17 protein-coding genes are annotated in these 16,777 nt (G+C 71.6%); 9 read left to right on the forward strand and 8 right to left on the reverse strand.

What is annotated here, in order from left to right; all coding sequences use genetic code 11:
• Nucleotides 1–3: 3 nt before the first annotated feature.
• From BM085_RS23875 to BM085_RS23885, 3 genes are read right to left on the reverse strand one after another with little or no spacing between them, the layout of a single operon-like run.
• Nucleotides 4–378, reverse strand: a complete 375-nt coding sequence (locus tag BM085_RS23875; protein WP_093889159.1) for a DUF5130 family protein — start codon at nt 376–378, stop codon at nt 4–6.
• A complete protein-coding gene (locus tag BM085_RS23880; RefSeq protein WP_093889160.1) occupies nt 372–668 on the reverse strand; it encodes a hypothetical protein in 297 nt (98 codons plus the stop codon). Before BM085_RS23880 ends, BM085_RS23875 begins: the two co-directional genes overlap by 7 nt.
• 28 nt (nt 669–696) lie before the next feature.
• Nucleotides 697–2,130: an amidase gene (locus tag BM085_RS23885; protein ID WP_093889271.1), complete on the reverse strand. Its 1,434-nt coding sequence runs from the start codon at nt 2,128–2,130 to the stop codon at nt 697–699.
• 353 nt (nt 2,131–2,483) lie between these two features.
• On the opposite strand from BM085_RS23885, the gene BM085_RS23890 reads away from it, so the two are divergent.
• The 4 genes from BM085_RS23890 to BM085_RS23905 all read left to right on the forward strand — a co-directional run bounded on the left by BM085_RS23890 (nt 2,484) and on the right by BM085_RS23905 (nt 6,772).
• Nucleotides 2,484–3,107 (forward strand): nuclease-related domain-containing protein, encoded by a 624-nt coding sequence (locus BM085_RS23890; protein WP_231509856.1) that lies wholly within the window; start codon nt 2,484–2,486, stop codon nt 3,105–3,107.
• A 251-nt stretch (nt 3,108–3,358) separates the two neighbouring features.
• Nucleotides 3,359–5,197: a dihydroxy-acid dehydratase gene (gene ilvD / locus BM085_RS23895; RefSeq protein ID WP_093889161.1), complete on the forward strand. Its 1,839-nt coding sequence runs from the start codon at nt 3,359–3,361 to the stop codon at nt 5,195–5,197.
• Nucleotides 5,198–5,278: 81 nt separating this feature from the next.
• Nucleotides 5,279–5,785, forward strand: coding sequence for a helix-turn-helix transcriptional regulator (locus tag BM085_RS23900; RefSeq protein ID WP_093889162.1), 507 nt, complete (start codon nt 5,279–5,281; stop codon nt 5,783–5,785).
• 57 nt (nt 5,786–5,842) lie between these two features.
• Nucleotides 5,843–6,772, forward strand: coding sequence for a serine hydrolase (locus BM085_RS23905; RefSeq protein WP_143121049.1), 930 nt, complete (start codon nt 5,843–5,845; stop codon nt 6,770–6,772).
• On the opposite strand, the gene BM085_RS23910 is transcribed toward BM085_RS23905, so the two are convergent.
• Genes BM085_RS23910 through BM085_RS23920 form a run of 3 tightly spaced genes read right to left on the reverse strand, consistent with a single transcriptional unit; the run spans nt 6,769 to nt 8,392 of the window.
• The gene (locus BM085_RS23910) at nt 6,769–6,993 is read right to left on the reverse strand and encodes an FmdB family zinc ribbon protein (protein WP_093889164.1); all 225 of its coding nucleotides are present in this window, start codon (nt 6,991–6,993) and stop codon (nt 6,769–6,771) included. The genes BM085_RS23905 and BM085_RS23910 overlap by 4 nt on opposite strands.
• Before the next feature lie 14 nt (nt 6,994–7,007).
• The gene (locus BM085_RS23915; RefSeq protein WP_093889165.1) at nt 7,008–7,829 is read right to left on the reverse strand and encodes a GNAT family N-acetyltransferase; all 822 of its coding nucleotides are present in this window, start codon (nt 7,827–7,829) and stop codon (nt 7,008–7,010) included.
• A 53-nt stretch (nt 7,830–7,882) separates the two neighbouring features.
• Nucleotides 7,883–8,392, reverse strand: coding sequence for an HNH endonuclease (locus BM085_RS23920; RefSeq protein WP_012893753.1), 510 nt, complete (start codon nt 8,390–8,392; stop codon nt 7,883–7,885).
• Between the two features lie 333 nt (nt 8,393–8,725).
• Here BM085_RS23920 and BM085_RS23925 point away from each other — a divergent pair, with 333 nt between their 5' ends.
• From BM085_RS23925 to BM085_RS23935, 3 genes are all read left to right on the forward strand, one after another.
• Complete coding sequence (locus tag BM085_RS23925; protein ID WP_093889166.1) at nt 8,726–10,798, forward strand: prolyl oligopeptidase family serine peptidase; 2,073 nt, start codon at nt 8,726–8,728, stop codon at nt 10,796–10,798.
• 93 nt (nt 10,799–10,891) lie between these two features.
• A complete protein-coding gene (locus BM085_RS23930) occupies nt 10,892–11,719 on the forward strand; it encodes a helix-turn-helix domain-containing protein (RefSeq protein ID WP_143121050.1) in 828 nt (275 codons plus the stop codon).
• A 97-nt stretch (nt 11,720–11,816) separates the two neighbouring features.
• Entirely contained in the window at nt 11,817–12,164 is a 348-nt protein-coding gene (locus BM085_RS23935; protein WP_093889168.1) for a VOC family protein, read from the forward strand.
• A gap of 35 nt (nt 12,165–12,199) precedes the next feature.
• Here BM085_RS23935 and purU read toward each other — a convergent pair whose 3' ends face one another.
• Nucleotides 12,200–13,054 carry a formyltetrahydrofolate deformylase gene (gene purU, locus BM085_RS23940; RefSeq protein ID WP_093889169.1) on the reverse strand — a complete coding sequence of 285 codons (855 nt, stop codon included), beginning with the start codon at nt 13,052–13,054 and terminating at the stop codon, nt 12,200–12,202.
• Nucleotides 13,055–13,501: 447 nt separating this feature from the next.
• Here purU and BM085_RS23945 point away from each other — a divergent pair, with 447 nt between their 5' ends.
• Both BM085_RS23945 and BM085_RS23950 read left to right on the forward strand, forming a co-directional pair.
• Nucleotides 13,502–14,440, forward strand: a complete 939-nt coding sequence (locus BM085_RS23945) for an inorganic phosphate transporter (RefSeq protein ID WP_093889170.1) — start codon at nt 13,502–13,504, stop codon at nt 14,438–14,440.
• Nucleotides 14,437–15,069 carry a DUF47 domain-containing protein gene (locus BM085_RS23950; RefSeq protein WP_093889171.1) on the forward strand — a complete coding sequence of 211 codons (633 nt, stop codon included), beginning with the start codon at nt 14,437–14,439 and terminating at the stop codon, nt 15,067–15,069. The genes BM085_RS23945 and BM085_RS23950 overlap by 4 nt, the downstream gene beginning before the upstream one ends.
• A gap of 77 nt (nt 15,070–15,146) precedes the next feature.
• Here the strand turns inward: BM085_RS23950 and BM085_RS23955 are convergent, their stop codons facing one another.
• Complete coding sequence (locus tag BM085_RS23955; protein ID WP_093889172.1) at nt 15,147–16,742, reverse strand: alkaline phosphatase family protein; 1,596 nt, start codon at nt 16,740–16,742, stop codon at nt 15,147–15,149.
• Nucleotides 16,743–16,777: the final 35 nt, after the last annotated feature.

The raw sequence follows: 16,777 nt of genomic DNA on the forward strand, positions 1-16,777 counted from the left end.
AGGTCACCTGCGGCGGGAAGCCAGATCCGCGAGCAGCCCCAGTCCGGCGACGAGCCCGTTGGCCAGGTCTCCCTCGCGGAAGGCGACCGCCATTGACATCGCGGCCAGGCGGCACTCCCTGTCAGGAAGCCTACGTCTGGCATGGGGGCCCGTGACGATCTCCAGGGCCCTGTCTCCGGGATCCACGAAGACGAGCACGGCCCTGGCGGCCTCCTCCCCCAGCGCGGCGTGCAGCCGTTCGGAGAAATGACGGCGCGGGCCGACGGCCGGGCCGAGGTAGGCGGCGAAGCGCAGGCCGCTGCGGCATCCCGCGGCGCGCAGCGCCTCCCGGACGCCGTCCTCCTGCGCCGGGCTCAGACCCGGCAGCGCCGTCACCATCGCGCCGACGCCCCGCCGGCGTACCGCCCCGGCTCGGAGAGCTCCGCCAGCGAGACCCAGTCCACCCCCGGCACCCGCATCCGGGGAGCCCCCTGGTCCACCAGCACCGGACCGGAGGGGCTCCCACCCCGTTCGCTGCCGGACGGGCCGCCGAACCACACCGCGCCCGCCGAGGTGGTGCGGCTCGCGCTCGCGCGCACCTTGCCGGGCAGCGTCACCAGCAAGGTGATCAGCAGGAACAGGACCGCGGAGGATCCGATGAGAGACCCGAGGACCTGGATCGCGTCCACAGGACCAACGGTAGACCTGCGACGAGAGCTAAGTCGAGACCTGCCAGACAGCCGGCCTGCGCTCTCCCCAGAAGCCGCCGCGGGCCGCCTCGACCTGCGCCGAGACCGAGATCAGCGTGCCCTCGTCGCCGAACCGCCCGGCCAGCATGACGCCGATCGGCAGGCCGCCGGGAGTCCAGTGCAGCGGAAGGTTGACCGCGGGCTGACCGCTGACGTTGTAGATGGCGGGAAAGGCGGCGAAGCGCTTCATCCGCTCGAAGGTCTCCTCCGGGTCCTCCACGTCCTCGAACCACCCCACCGGCCGAGGCGGCTGGGTGACGGTCGGGGTGAGCACCGCGTCGTAGAGATCGGTGACCATCAGCCCGAACCGGGTGGCGAGCTGCAGCGCCGACTGGGCCTGCAGGAAGTCGGGGGCGAGGGTGGCGAAGCCGCGCTCGCGCAGCCAGGCGGTAAGCGGCCGGAGCCGGTCCTGCTTGCTCAGGTCCACCGGGTGCATGCAGGCGAAGGCGTACCAGAGGGTCACGAACTGCGGCACCAGCTCCGGGGTGAACGGCGGCGCGATGTCCACCACCTCGTGCCCGAGCGCCGCCAGCTCCGCGGAGGCGTGCTCGTAGGCGGCGAGCACCTCGGGGTCGACCTCGGCTCCGGGGACGAGCGGCTCGGCGTAGCGGGCGATCCGCAGGCGGCCCGGGTCCCGGCCCGCGTAGGCCTCGAACGAGCCGAGCGCGGGCGGCGGGGCGTGGTAGAGGTCGCCGGGGTTGCCGTGCGTCATCACGTCGAGCAGCGCGGCGGCGTCGGCCACGGTCCGGGTGATCGGCCCGTTGGTCGACAGGCCGGCGAGGTCGGGGATGATCGGGGCGAAGCTGATCCGGCCCCGGGTCGGCTTGATGCCGTACAGCCCGCAGACCGAGGCGGGGATCCGGATCGAGCCCGCGCCGTCGCTGCCCTGCGCCGCGGGGGCCAGGCCCGCGGCGACCGCGGCGGCCGCGCCGCCGCTGGACCCGCCCGCGGAACGGGAGAGGTCCCAGGGAGTCCGGGTGGGCGGGGAGAGCGAGGTCTCGGTGTAGCAGGGCAGCCCGAACTCGGGCGTCGCGGTCTTGCCGAGCATGATCGTGCCGGCGTCCCTGAGCCGCTCGACGACGCTGTCGTCCACCGGGGCGACGAAGTCCTCGTAGGTGGCCGAGCCGAAGTGGATCCGCACGCCCTTGACCAGGTTGAGGTCCTTGATCGGGATCGGCACCCCGAGCAGGGGTGAGGAGTCCTCCCCCGCCAGCGCCCTGGCCTCGGCCTTGTGCGCCTGTTCCAGAGCCAGCTCGGGGGTGACGGTCACGTAGGCGCCGACCTCCGGATCCAGCCGCGCGATGCGGTCGAGGTAGTGCTCGGCGATCTCGACGGGCGAGATCTCCCTGCGTTTCACGGCTGCCGCCTGCTCCAGGGCGGTAAGATCATGTATGTGGGCCACGTCCCGCACAGTAAGCGCAGAAGGCTGGGTTATCTAGAGAGGAAATGCGTAGATACCCGGTTAAGAACCACGCCAAGCGAGTGATGGCGGTCACAAAAGTATGAGATACCCAATACTAGGCACCCCCATGGACGTCAGCTACCGTGAGTTACGTGGATTCCGGTCAGGTACCAGAAGACGGTAACGCTACGTCACCTATTTGGGTCAGTGACCGACCGGCCGAGGACAGGCCGACGTCTCGACCCTCCGCGCCCGCGTCTACGTACGCGCCCGTCGAGCGCGCTTCCCTGCGCAGCCTGCTCGACCATCCCAAGTACCGCCATCTGCGCCGCCGCGTTCTCATCGCGGCCGGCGTGGGAGTGCTCGCGGGCATCCTGCTCTCAAGCTGGCGGCTGGGGGTCACCGCGGCCGTCCTGGCCGCGATCGTCGACACGGTGCTGCATGCCCGCACGAACTCGACGGTGCCCGCCTGGCGGCGCGCCTCGGTCGCGGAGCGGCGTACGGAGGCCCAGCTCAAGAGGCTGGAACGGGGCGGTTACCGCACCCTGCACGCCCGTGCGATCCCGGACAGCGAGGCCCAGATCGACCACCTGGTCGTGGGTCCCACCGGGGTCTACGCCGTCGACTCGGAGAAATGGGACAAGCGCCTGCCGGTCCGCGTCCAGTCGCACCGCAAGCTGTTCCACGGGCCGTTCAACCAGAAGCCCCGCCTCGACGAGGCGCGCTGGGAGGCGTCCCGGGCGGCCGAGCTGATCGGCGAGGTGCTCGGCCACGAGGTCACGATCGTCCCGTCCCTGGCGATCTACGGCCCGGCGATCCCCTGGAAGATCCTCAACGTCCGCGAGGTCGACGTCTTCGACGGCAGTCGCGTCCGTAAATGGATCACCAAGCGGGAGCGGTCACTCACCGAGACCGAGATCGACAGGATCTACGAGGCCGCCGGGCAGGTCCTGCCCGCGCGCTACCCCGAATCCTGATCCCCGCGGCATCCCGGGCCCACGCGGCCCGTCTCCCTCCCCTCTGACGGGAGTCCCCGGTGGGGCGCCTCACGCGCCGCCCCGTACCGGCGGCTCCCGTCTTCCGTTCTCCGTCCGGCACCGGCTCCCGCTCCCCCGATCCCCCATCGGCCGGTCGGGGGCCGCACGTCTCGTGCCGTGGACAGGCGTCTCACGCACCGGGCGGTAGCCGTACCATTTGAGGACACGGTCTCGATGATGGGAGAAGCCTCATGCCCGCCCTCAGGTCTCGTACGGTCACTCACGGCAGGAACATGGCCGGAGCCCGGGCCCTGCTCCGGGCGACGGGCGTAGCCGGTGGCGACTTCGGCAAGCCCATCATCGCGGTGGCCAACAGCTTCACCCAGTTCGTCCCCGGGCACGTCCACCTCCGCGAGGTCGGCGACGTGGTCGCCGGGGCGATCCGCGAGGCGGGCGCGATCCCGCGCGAGTTCAACACGATCGCGGTCGACGACGGCATCGCGATGGGCCACGGCGGCATGCTCTACTCGCTGCCCAGCCGCGAGCTGATCGCCGACGCGGTCGAGTACATGGTGAACGCGCACTGCGCCGACGCGCTGATCTGCGTCTCCAACTGCGACAAGATCACCCCGGGCATGCTCCTGGCCGCCTTCCGGCTGAACATCCCCACGATCTTCGTCTCCGGCGGCCCGATGGAGGCCGGCAAGACGCCGGGCCGCAAGCTCGACCTGATCGACCCCATGATCGCCGCGGCCGACGACAACGTCTCCGACGCCGAGCTGCTGGAGATGGAGGAGAACGCCTGCCCGACCTGCGGTTCGTGCAGCGGGATGTTCACCGCCAACTCGATGAACTGCCTCGCCGAGGCCATCGGCCTGGCGCTGCCGGGCAACGGCACGACCCTGGCCACGCACAAGGCGCGCAAGAAGCTGTTCCAGGACGCCGGGCGCCAGCTCGTGGAGATCACCCGCCGCTACTACGAGCAGGACGACGAGACGGTCCTGCCGCGCAGCATCGCCACCAAGGACGCGTTCGAGAACGCCATGGCGCTGGACGTGGCGATGGGCGGCTCGACCAACACGATCCTGCACATCCTCGCCGCGGCCCGCGAGGCCGAGGTCGACTTCGGGCTCAAGGAGATCAACGAGATCTCGCTCCGGGTGCCGTGCCTGTGCAAGGTCGCCCCGGCCACCGCGAAATACCACGTCGAGGACGTCCACCGGGCCGGCGGCATCCCCGCCATCCTCGGTGAGCTCGACCGGGCCGGCCTGCTCCACCGCGACGCGCACACCGTCAACGGCGGCACGATGGGCGACTACCTCGACGCCTGGGACCCGCAGTCGGCCGCCGTGCTGCCCGAGGCGCTGGAGCTCTGGCACGCCGCCCCGGGCAACGTCCGCACCGTCAAGCCCTACTCGCAGGAGGCGCGCTGGGACGCGCTGGACCTCGACCGGTCCGAGGGCTGCGTGCGCGACTCCGAGCACGCCTACACCCGTGACGGCGGCCTGGCCGTCCTCTACGGCAACATCGCCACCGAGGGATGCATCGTCAAGACCGCCGGGGTCGACGAGTCGATCTGGAGGTTCTCCGGGCCCGCCGTGGTCTTCGAGTCCCAGGACGACGCGGTCGAGGGCATCCTGAACAACAGGGTCAAGGCCGGCGACGTCGTGGTGATCCGCTACGAGGGCCCCAAGGGCGGGCCTGGCATGCAGGAGATGCTCTACCCGACCTCGTTCCTGAAGGGCAAGGGCCTGGGCAAGGCCTGCGCGCTGGTCACCGACGGACGCTTCTCCGGCGGCACGAGCGGGCTGTCCATCGGCCACGCCTCCCCTGAGGCGGCCGAGGGCGGCACCATCGCCCTGGTCGAGGACGGCGACCTCATCGAGATCGACATCCCGGGCCGTTCGATCGAGCTGAAGGTCTCCGAGGAGGAGCTGTCCGCCCGCCGCGAGCGGCTCGTGGCCGACCTGGGCGGCTACCGGCCGCGCGACCGTCACCGCCCGGTGAGCGCCGCGCTGCAGGCCTACGCCGCGCTGACCACCTCGGCCTCCACCGGAGCCTCACGGGACCTGTCCCAGCTCTCCCGCTGACGTCTTTCACGTGTCGGGTACGGCCTGCCGTACCCGACAAGACTTTCGAAAAATGTCGGTGCTCGCCCGTATTATTTGGGTATGGCTAACGTCATGAAGCCCTCCACCAGCCCGCTGACGACCGCCGAGATCGCCGCCCTCGCCCTGTCCCTGGCGCACCTGGGTTCGGGCCCGCAGGCCAACACCGCCCGCAGCGGCCTGCGCCACGTGTTCGAGCACATGCAGCTCGACGACGAGGTCATCGCCACCACGCTCTCGACCCTCACCGATCCGATGCCCGCCCCCGTCGCCGACCGGGCCCGGACCATCGCCAACGCCATCACCTCCCAGCTGGTGGTCCGCCTGCACTACCGGGACGTGTCCGGACGGATCACCGTCCGCGATGTCGACCCGGTGACGTGCATGGTCCACCGCGACTACTGGTACCTCGTGGGAATGTGCCGCCTGCGGCGCGGGATCAGGGCCTTCCGGTTCGACCGGATCGTCGCCACCGAGCCCACCTTCCTGCCCGCCCAGCCGCATACGGCCGACCACTTCCTCCCCTTCCAGGGCAGGCGGCGCGCCATGCGGAACGAGCGCGTCGCATAGCCGGATCTTGACCTGTCACTCGGCTGGATCCGGGACGCCGGGTGACAGACTCCGGCCATGAGGGTTCGGGGGGCGTCGCTCGTCGTCGCCATGACCGCGGTCGCCTCCGGCTGCGCGCGTCCGCCGGATCCGGCCGCCGGACCGCCGTCCGTCCCGGCCGGGAAGGTCTGGCGGACGCTGTCGTCCGCCGTCACCACGCCGGACAGGGCTCCGGCGGTCCTCACCGCCGAGGACCGCCGCCGCCTCACCAGAACGCTGGACGCCTACCTGGACGACCGTCCCGGCCGGGTGGCGGCGGCGGTGTTCGACCGGGCCACCGGGGCCGGCTACACCTACCGCGACAGCGGGCACTTCCTGCTGGCGAGCGTGGCCAAGGTCGGCATCCTGGCCGCGCTGCTGCTCAAGGCGGAGGCGGCCCGGCGGCCGCTGACCCGCCGCGAACGCTCCCTGGCCGAGGTGATGATCAGGCGGAGCGACAACCGGGCCGCACAGGAGCTCTACGCCGCGATCGGCGGCCGGAGCGGCCTGGCCCGGGTGATGCGCGCGCTCGGGGCCAGGGACACCTGGCCGGGCCCGGGCCCCTACTGGGGCGTGACCAGGAGCAGGCCGTCCGAGCAGCTCAAGGTGCTCTGGGCGCTCAGCTCCCCGGCCGGGCCGATCAACGCGGCGAACCGGCGCCTCGCGACGGCGCTGATGTCGTCGGTCGTCTCCCGCCAGGCCTGGGGCGTGAGCGCCGCCGCGTCCGCCGGGGACCACGTCTCACTGAAGAACGGCTGGCTCCCGGCCCGGGTGCACGGCGGCCTGTGGACCGTCAACAGCATCGGCAGGCTCCGCTCCGACGATCACGACCTGCTGGTCGCCGTGCTGTCGGAGCGCAGCCCCGGCAAGGAAACGGGCATCGCCACGGTCGAGCGCGTCGCCCGTCTCGTGGTCGGCGCGCTCAGAGGGGGGCCCGGGACGGAGCGGAGGCCCGCGGAGCGGGTCTAGCCGCAGCAGCCGCCACCACCACAGCAGCCGCCGCCACCGCCACCGGCGGCCGGCCGGGGGGCCGCGGCTCCGGATCCGCCGGTCACGGCGACCGTGGACAGCAGCTTGACGGTGTCGTCGTGTCCCTGCGGGCAGAGCGCGGGATCACCGGACTGGGCCATCGGACGGGAGAGCTCGAAGGTGGACCCGCAGGCACGGCAGCGGAAGTCATAGCGCGGCATGACACACAGATTACTCATGTGAAGCGGATGGCGGCGTAGTCGGCGACCGGGCGGTAGCCGATCTTCTGGTAGATCGAGTTGGAGGTCGGGTTGGACAGGTCGGTGAAGAGCAGCACCTCCGTGACGTCCCCCGCCAGTGCCCTGGCCGTCACGGCGTGGGTGACCGCCGCGCCGTATCCCCTCCTGCGGGACTCCGGGGGCGTGTAGACCGGGCCGACCCGGGACATGCCCGCGATGGGCGAGGAGAGCCCGGCGAACGCGACGGGCCGCCCGTCCGCCTCCCACAGCACCAGCTCCTCGCGGCTGATCCTGCTGGCCACCAGCGAGGTCAGGTCGACGGGGAGGACCCCGCCGGCCTCGGCCTGGAACTCGGTGGACCACCTGACCAGCAGTTGGAGGTCGTCGGCGACGGCCGTACGGGAGGTCCCCTCGGGGAAGGGGCGCGGCGGGACGAGCGTGCCGAGCCGGTGGAGGCGTTCGGAGCGGCGCCCGGCCTCGGGCCGCCACCAGGCGCCGGCGAACGCCTCGGCCTGCGCGCGGGGCCCGGAGACGCCGGAGAGCGCCCGTTCGGCCTCGATCAGCCGGGTGGCGAGCTCGCGGACGGCGTCGACGGGGACGTCGGCGAGCAGCAGGGGGTGCGGCGGTGTCTGGCTGGCCGCGGCGACGGTCTCGCCGTCCCGCTCCAGCCATGCCAGCAGCACGTCGTCGCCCCACAGGCCGGCGCGGATCCCGCGCAGGACCGTGAGCGGGGCGGTGTTGCGGACCGGGTCCCGCAGCAGCCACGGCTCCGCCGCCCCGGCATACACCTCGACATCGGAGGTGAACATCCATCCCATACGTCGATTCTGCCGAAACGGATGGGCCGGGGCGAACGGATCGCACGCCGACGTCAGGCCGCGCTCTCCGCGAGATAGGGCGCCCACAGGGGATCGCCGACACTGTGCGCGCCGATCAACCGCCAGTGGACGCCGCGCGGCACCACCGGGACGACGCTCAGCGTCCATCCCAGCTCCTCCAGCATCCGGTCCGCCTTGCGGTGGTTGCACGACGTGCACGAGGCCACGCAGTTCTCCCACGTGTGGGGACCGCCCCGCGAGCGCGGGATCACGTGGTCGATGGTCTCGGCCCGCTGGCCGCAGTAGGCGCACCGGTAGTCGTCCCGGCGCATCAGCGCGGTCCGGGTCAGCGGGATCCGCGACCTGTAGGGAATACGGACATATCGACGAAGCCTGATCACCGACGGCACGTCGAGCGTGCGGCTCGCCGAGCGGAACACGGCGCCCCGCCCGTCGCGGTGCACGACGTCCGCCTTCTCCCTGAGCACGAGCACGACCGCGCGGTGCAGGGAGAGGGTGGTCAGGGGTTCGTAGGTGGCGTTCAACAGCAGGACTTGGCGCATCAGCGGGCCTTTCCCGCTACGCGACGCGTCAGTTGAGGGGGCACGCTGTCGCGTGCCCCGGTTGGCGGCCCCTCCTGGGGCCCGGGTGCTTCCGTCACGAGGACCTCCGCCGGACGGCCCAGCGGATGGTCACCACGGCACCGTCCTCAACCAAGTTTGGCTTCTGCATCGTCGTTCCCGCCACTCATAAATGAGCCACCCATAAATGACTGAAGGGACGCCTGGTACGTTTTATGCCCGCATTACTAGTTTTTAACTCCTCCCGTGACGGATCGGATACGCCCCTCGCGCAATGGGCCCGTGTTGTCGGCCGGACGTCGTAGGGTTCCTGCCATGACGCGACAGCCATACCCTCCTGCCAGCCGTGATGAACTCGTCGACGACCTGCACGGCACCCCCGTCCCCGACCCCTACCGCTGGCTGGAGGACCCCGACGATCCGGCGGCCAAATCATGGCTGGCGGAGGAGGAGGCGCTTTTCGCGGCCGAGATGGGGGGGCTTCCGGGGCGGGAGGCGTTCAAGGCGCGGATCGCCGAGCTGCTCAGGTCCGGCTCGATCGGCGCGCCGGTCTGGCGCGGGGGGCGCCGGTTCTTCATGCGGCGCACCCCGGAGCAGGAGCACGCGGTGCTCTACACCGTCGCCCCCGACGGCACCGAGCGGGCGCTGCTGGACCCGATGGCGCTCGACTCGACCGGCCTCACCACGCTCGACTCCTGGCAGCCCGACAAGGAGGGCCGCCTGCTCGCCTACCAGATCTCGGTGGGCGGCGACGAGGAGTCGAGCCTCTACCTGATGGACGTCGCGCTGGGCGAGCGGATCGAGGGCCCGATCGACCGGTGCCGCTACTCCCCCGTGGCCTGGCTCCCCGGCGGGGAGGCGTTCTACTACGTGCGCAGGCTGCCCGCCACCGAGGTGCCCGAGGGGGAGGAGCAGTTCCACCGCCGGGTCTACCTGCACCGGGTCGGCACCTCCACCGAAGAGGACGTCCTGATCTTCGGTGACGGCATGGAGAAGACCAACTACTACGGCGTCGCGGTCTCGCGCGACGGCCGCTGGCTGCAGATCTCCGCCTCCCGCGGCACGGCGCCCCGCAACGACCTGTGGGTGGCCGACCTCGTGGCCTCCTCCCCGCAGTCGCCGGAGCTCGTCGTCGTCCAGGAGGACGTCGACGCCCAGAGCGCCGTGCACTTCGGCCGCGACGGCAGGCTCTACGTGTTCACCGACCGCGACGCCCCGCGCGGGCGGATCTGCGTGACCGACCCCTCCACCCCCCAGTTCGAGCACTGGCGCGACCTGATCCCGCAGGACCCGGAGGCCGTGCTGTCGGACTTCGCGATCCTCGACGACCTGGACCGGCCGGTCATGCTGGTCGCCTGGACCCGCCACGCGATCAGTGAGATCTCCGTCCACGACCTGGTCACCGGCGAGCGCGTCGGGGAGGTGCCGACGCCCGGACTGGGCACGATCGGCGGCATCAGCGAGCGCCCCGAGGGCGGCCACGAGGCCTGGTTCGGCTACACCGACAACACCACCCCGCCGACCGTCCAGCGCTACGACGCCCGCACCGGTGAGACCACCCTCTGGGCCTCCTCCCCCGGCGCCGTCGAGGTGCCCGCCGTCGAGACCGAGCAGGTGACCTACCGCTCGGCCGACGGCAGCGAGGTGCACATGCTGGTGATCTCCAAGCCCGGCGTCGAGGGCCCGCGCCCGACCATCCTGTACGGCTACGGCGGCTTCGGCATCTCGATGACCCCCGGCTACTCGGCGTCGATCCTGAGCTGGGTCGAGGCGGGCGGCACCTACGCCATCGCCCAGCTGCGCGGCGGCGGCGAGCAGGGCGAGGAGTGGCACCGGGCGGGGATGCTCGCCAACAAGCAGAACGTCTACGACGACCTGCACGCGGCGGCCGAGCACCTGATCGCCACCGGCGTCACCACCGCCTCCCAGCTGGCCATCTCCGGCGGCTCCAACGGTGGCCTCCTGGTCGGCGCGGCCCTGACCCAGCGCCCCGACCTGTACGCCGCGGTCGTCTGCTCGGCCCCGCTGCTCGACATGGTCCGCTACGAGCTCTTCGGCCTCGGCGCGACCTGGAACGTCGAGTACGGCTCCGCCGAGAAGCCCGACGAGTTCGCCTGGCTGTACGCCTACTCGCCCTACCACCGCGTCCGCGAGGGCGTGTCGTACCCGGCGACGCTGTTCACCGTCTTCCAGTCCGACACCCGGGTCCACCCGCTGCACGCCTGGAAGATGTGCGCCGCCCTCCAGCACGCCCAGTCCTCCGACCGGCCGATCCTGCTCCGCAACGAGACCGAGGTCGGCCACGGCGCCCGCGCGGTGAGCAAGACCGTCGAGCTCGCCGCCGACCAGCTCACCTTCCTGGCCCATCACACGGGGCTGACGTCGTAGGCACGGCACGCTCGTCCCGGGGCCGCCGCCGCGGTCCCGGGGAGGCTCCCCCGCCGGCCGGGACTGTCGGTGCCGGTCGTTATCGTCCAGGGCGTGAAAGACCCCGCGGTGAGCGAGGGCCTCGTCTTCCTCGAAGGCAGGCCGGGCCGTCGCCTACGGCCGTACGTCACCCATCTGTCGGCCTATACCGAGCGCTACACCCGGCCCCTGCCCCGCAGGCAGCCCCCCTTCGCCGGGGCAGTGATGATCTTCGGGTTCGCGGAGCCGCTCGCGCTGGACGGTCCGGGAGCCGAGGCGCCGCAGCGGCTGGTCTCCTTCGCCGGGGGGCTCCACGACACCTACGTCGACACCACCATGACCGGTCTCGCCGAGGGCGTGCAGCTCGACCTCACGCCGCTCGGGGCCCGGCGGCTGCTCGGGATGCCGATGAGCGAGCTGGCCAACCGGGTGGTCTCCCTGGCGGAGGCACTGGGGCCGTGGGCGGAGAGCGCGGTCGAGCGGTTGGCCGGAGCGCCGGACCGGCAGGCCCGGCTCGCCCTCCTCGACGAGCTGCTCACCCGGCGGATCCACGCCGCGCCCGAGCCCGACCGGCGGATCAGATGGGCCTGGGGCCGGCTCGTCGCCACCAGGGGCACGATCGCCGTGGCGTCGCTCGCCGAGGAGCTCGGCTGGAGCCATCGGCACCTGGTCTCCCGTTTCCACGACCAGATCGGCCTGGCCCCGAAGGCGGTGGCCAAGGTCCTGCGGTTCGAGCACGCCGCCGCCCGCCTGCGTGCCGGGCTGCCCCTGGCCGACACGGCGGTCAGATGCGGTTACTACGACCAGGCCCACATGAACCGCGATTTCAGGGCCATGACCGGAGCCACCCCGCGCGAGGTGGCGGCGCCCCGGCCCGCAAGCACAGCCGCCGCCCCAGGCTGAGGCGAGGTCAGATTCCTCCAAGCCGGTACGGCCGGCCGCCGGGCACCCTGGCGGTAGCCGTACAGGCCGTACAGGCCGTACAGGAGGGAAGAAAACCATGCGAACGGTATATCCGCTGGTCCGCTACCGGGAGCCGGCCAAGGCCGTTGACTGGCTGGTCCGGGCGTTCGGGTTCGAGGTCCACGAGCTCGTCGGGTCGGGCGACGGGGGCGTCGGCCATGCCGAGCTGACCGTCGGCACCGGGATGGTCATGACCGGGACCGGCGAGCCGGGCGGCCCCGGGATCTACATCGCGGTAGAAGATCCGGACGCCCATCACGCCCGGGCCGTCGACGCCGGGGCGGAGATCACCATGGAGCCGGCCGACCAGCCTTACGGGTCGCGCGACTACGCGTGCAAGGACCCGGAGGGCAACGAGTGGTTCTTCGGGACATACCGCCCGTGACCCGCCCAGGTCCTCGTCCGCACGCCGGTGCCCGCCTAGCGCGGGAAGACGATGGTCTTGTGGCCGTCGAGAAGGACCCGCTGCTCGGTGTGCCACCGTACGGCGCGGGCGAGGGCCTGGCACTCGACGTCGCGGCCGATGGCGGCCAGGTCCTCCGCGGAGTGGGTGTGGTTGACCCGGGCGACCTCCTGCTCGATGATCGGCCCCTCGTCGAGGTCGGCGGTCACGTAGTGGGCGGTCGCGCCGATCAGCTTCACCCCGCGGGAGTGGGCCTGGTGGTACGGCTTGGCCCCCTTGAACGACGGCAGGAACGAGTGATGGATGTTGATCACATTTCCGGCGAGCTTGACGCAGAGGTCCTCCGACAGCACCTGCATGTAGCGCGCGAGCACCACCAGGTCGGCCTGGTAGTGGTCGACCAGGCTCAGGACCTCCGCCTCCTGCCGGGACTTGGTCTCGGAGGTGACCGGCAGGTGGTGGTAGTCGATGCCGTAGGACTGGGTCAGCGGGCGCATGTCGGGGTGGTTGGAGGCCACCGCGACGATCTCGATGTCGAGCAGGCCGGAGCGTGTGCGGTAGAGCAGGTCGTTGAGGCAGTGGCCGAACTTGCTGACCATCACCAGCACGCGCGGCTTGACGGCCAGGTCCCGCAGCTTGAGGTCCATCCCGAAGTCGGGGGCGAGCGCGGCGAAGGCCGTACGGAGCTCGGCGTCGGAGATCGGGCAGGCGAACTGCACGCGCATGAAGAACCGCTCGGCCACGGGGTCACCGAACTGCTGGCTCTCGATGATGTTGCAGCCCTGGGCGGCCAGCAGGCCGGAGACCGCGGCCACCACGCCGGGCCGGTCCGGGCAGGACAGCGTCAGCACATACTGGGCGGCGGAGCTCATGCGCCCTCCTCGCCCAGCGGCTCGGAGCCCGCGCCGGGCCTTCTGACTCGCTCGTTCATGCTTTCACCCTCGACGAGGTCGGATCGTACGGCGCCCTCACGCCGACCTGGGCAGAGTACAGCGCCCCGCCCGCCTCCACCCGCACCGTGTCCAAGGCGTGGTCACCGGCGGATCCGGGACAGCGGCTCGACGGACTCCGGGTCGCGGCGGCACAGGTCCCCGCGGAGCAGGGCGTTCTTGGCGCGCTGCGCGGTACAGGCCGGTCGGGGGTTCAACAGAATGAGCTCTCCGTCCATCATCCGCTCGACCTCTGGGTAGGTATGTCCTTATCGGTGCACTGGGGACGCTACCCATGGATCACGAGCGAGGGCAGCCGCCATTCGCCTGTGGAGGTCGCAGCCGAACCGGCCTGGTCCTTCGCCTGCCGTTCAGTTGGGATGTGGAAGCGTGAGCCTGGTGGCCCTGACGTCGCTCGCCGGACTCTTCGCGGTCGTCACCGGCGTCAACGACGGCGGCGCGCTCCTGGCGACCGGCTTGAAGATCCCCAGCATCCCGCCACTGGCCGGTGTGATCATGATGATGGTCACGGTCGCGCTGGTCCCCCTGGTGACCTACCGGGTCGCGAGGACCTTCACCACCCGGCTGGCGAGCATGGAGGGCCCCTACGGCCAGATCGCGCTGGTCGTGGCCGTGCTCGCCGCCCTGGCCGTCGTCGCGGTCCTCAACAACCGGGGGCTGCCCACCAGCCTGACCCTCGCCATCGTGGGCGCCCTCGCCGGCGCGGGCCTGGGCTGGGGCCTGCCCGTCTCGGCCGGCACCGTACTGTTCGTGCTCGCGGTCGCGCTGGCCTCGCCGTTCGTGGGAGGGCTGCTGGCGATCCTGACGATCCGGCTGCTCATGCGGCTGGCGCACGGCCGCACGCTGCGGCAGTGGCACCGGGCCGGGTTCACCCTGCAGTGCCTGGCCTACGCCGCCAACGACGGCCAGAAGATGCTGGCCGTCTTCATGCTCGCCCTCGGCCTCTCCAGCCCTCCACTCCTCGTCTGCCTGGCCGTGGCGGCGCTGTTCGGGATCGGCGCCCTGTACGGCCTGCCGCGTGCCGGCCGTACCCTCAGCCGGGGGATCATCGCCTCGCGCCCGCTGCACGGGGTGACCGCCGAGCTGGCCAGCGGCGCCGCCGTGATCGGCTGCGCGGCGATCGGCGCGCCGGTGAGCATGACCCAGACGATCGCCGGCGCCCTCATCGGGGCCGGGGTGGCCGAGAGCTCCGGCCGGGTGCGCTGGCACGCCGCCACGAAGATCGTCCTAGCCTGGACGCTGACGCTGCCGGTGAGCGGGCTGCTCGCCGCGGCGACGGCGCTCATCGTCCGAGGGGTGATCGCGTGAAACGGCTGCGGCGGGTGCGGGATCTGATGGCGGGCCGCATGGACAGCGCGCTCGCCGAGGCGCTGATCGGGCAGCTGGAGGCCACGAAGCAGGGCGCCTGGCTGGCCATGGCCATGATCGGCGGTGACACCGGCCGCACTGACGCCCACGAGCGGATGCGGGCCATCGAGCATCGCGGCGACACCGAACGCGCCCGCCTGGTGGAGGAGCTGTCCGGCTCCCTGGTGACGCCGATCGACCGCGAGGACCTGTTCCGGCTGTCGCGCTCGATCGACGACGTGCTGGACTCCCTGCGCGACTTCGTCCGCGAGTCGCATCTCTACCGCGTCCACGACCAGCAGCGCTTCGCCCCCATGCTCGACCAGGTGATCGTCGGCATCGAGGCCCTGGAGGCCGCGGTCCGCGACCTGGCGTCCCGCCCCTCGGTGATCACCCATGACGCGCTGGAGGCGAAGAAGATCGGCGGCACCATCCGGCGCATGTACCAGTACGAGATCGCCCGCATCTTCTCCGGACCGGTCAGCGCCGAGACCATGAAGGAGCGTGAGCTGGTCCGGCGCCTGGAGATCGTCGGCATGGCGATCAGCGAGGCCGCCGACGCAATCGCCGACGGGGCGATGAAACGCTGACCCCGCACGCCTCACCCGGCCTCCGGGAGCGGGTGCGGGGCCGTACGGGATCCCCCGTACGGCCCGTGCGCGGCGGTTCAGGAGACGCGCAGGTCGTCGACGGCCCAGTACCAGTTGTTGTCGGCGTCGTAGTAGCGGAAGCGGACGGTCATCCTGGTGGCGCCCGCCGGGACGGTGACGGGGACCGACTCGACCTTGGCGACGGCGTCGGCGGAGTAGACCTTCACGATCTTGGAACGGCCACGGTCGAAGGAGACCAGCACCCGGCCCTTCTGGTCGCCCTCCTGCCGGTAGTGGGTGACGTAGCCGAGCCGCACCGACGGACGGCCCGCGACCGGGTACGGCGCGCTGACCAGGGTGGAGTTGAAGGTGCCGGTGCTGTGGGAGCGGTCGTCCCACTCGTCGGAGTCGGCCACGGCGAACACGCCGCGGCCACGGACGAACAGCTCCCGCCACTGGTCGCGCTGGGCGCGGGACCAGAACTCGTCCGTGGTGAACGACCAGCCGCGCCACTCCTCGACACCGCCGGAGGGCAGTCCCCTGTTCTCCACCGACCAGCCGGCGGGCGCGGTGTGGGTGAACCCCCTGACCCCGGCCGGGATGCCGCCCTCGTCGACCCTCCCCTTGAGGGAGAGGCGGTCGAAGGGGTCGGCGGCGCGCAGCACCACGGACCTGCCGTCCAGGCCCGCCGGGAGCGGGAGACCCAACTGGCCGAAGACGGTGGCGGCCACGTCGACCAGACGGGTGTCGGACGGGGTGGCTCCGGCGGCGATGCCGGGGCCGGCGGCGAGGACGAAGGTACGGCGCTCCTCGACACTGGAGCCGCCGTGGCCGCCGGCGTCGGTGTGGCCGTGGTCGGTGGTGACGATCACGGTCCATCGCTCGTTGTGGAAGGTGAAGCGGGTCCGGACCGCGCTCAGCAGGCGGCCGATGGAGGCGTCGGCGTCGGCGATCGCGTTCAGGTACGCCTGGCCGGCGGCGCCGCTGCGGTGCCCGGTGGCGTCGACGTTGCCCAGGTAGACGAAGGCGACGTCCGGGTTGCGGTCGCGCAGCACCTTCTCGGACACCTCGACGATCCGCCCGTCCTCCGCCGGGTATCCGGTGGAGTCGCCGTTGAGGACGATCCGCGCGTCGATGCCGGGGCCGAAGGTGCCCTGGTCGCCGAGGGACTTCCAGTCCATGGCGGCGTAGGTGGAGTAGGCCGGGTCGACCTTCTCCAGCCGGGTGAGGAAGTCGGGGTAGAGGTCGTAGCGCTTGCCCGCGAAGACGTTGTTCCTGACCCCGTGCTTGTCCGGCCACGTGCCGGTGGCGACGGTGGACCAGCCCGGCCCGCTGGAGGTGGCGGCCATCGGGTCGGTGTAGAGCAGGCTGGTGCCGAAGGTGCCGTTCGCGATCAGCGAGTCGAGGTTCGGCGCGTCGGCGGCGGCGATGCGGTCGTGCCGCAGCCCGTCCAGCCCGATCACCAGGACCTTGCTGGTGCTGATGCCGTCCGGGACGTCGGGCACCGGGACGGGGGCGGCCGGGGCGGCCGTGGTGTTCAGGACCTTGCCGGGGGTGGAGCTCGGAGCGGGGGCCACAGGCGTGGAAGTGCCGGGTCCGGCCAGGGCCGCCGTCGCCGGGATCAGGATCATGACCGCGACCGCCGTCGCCACCGCCGCGTTGCGTAAGCGCATGAACGTCCTTCCTTGCTGGGCCGGGGCACTCCGGC

The sequence above is a fragment of the Streptosporangium canum genome, assembly GCF_900113865.1.
Taxonomy (GTDB): domain Bacteria; phylum Actinomycetota; class Actinomycetes; order Streptosporangiales; family Streptosporangiaceae; genus Streptosporangium; species Streptosporangium canum.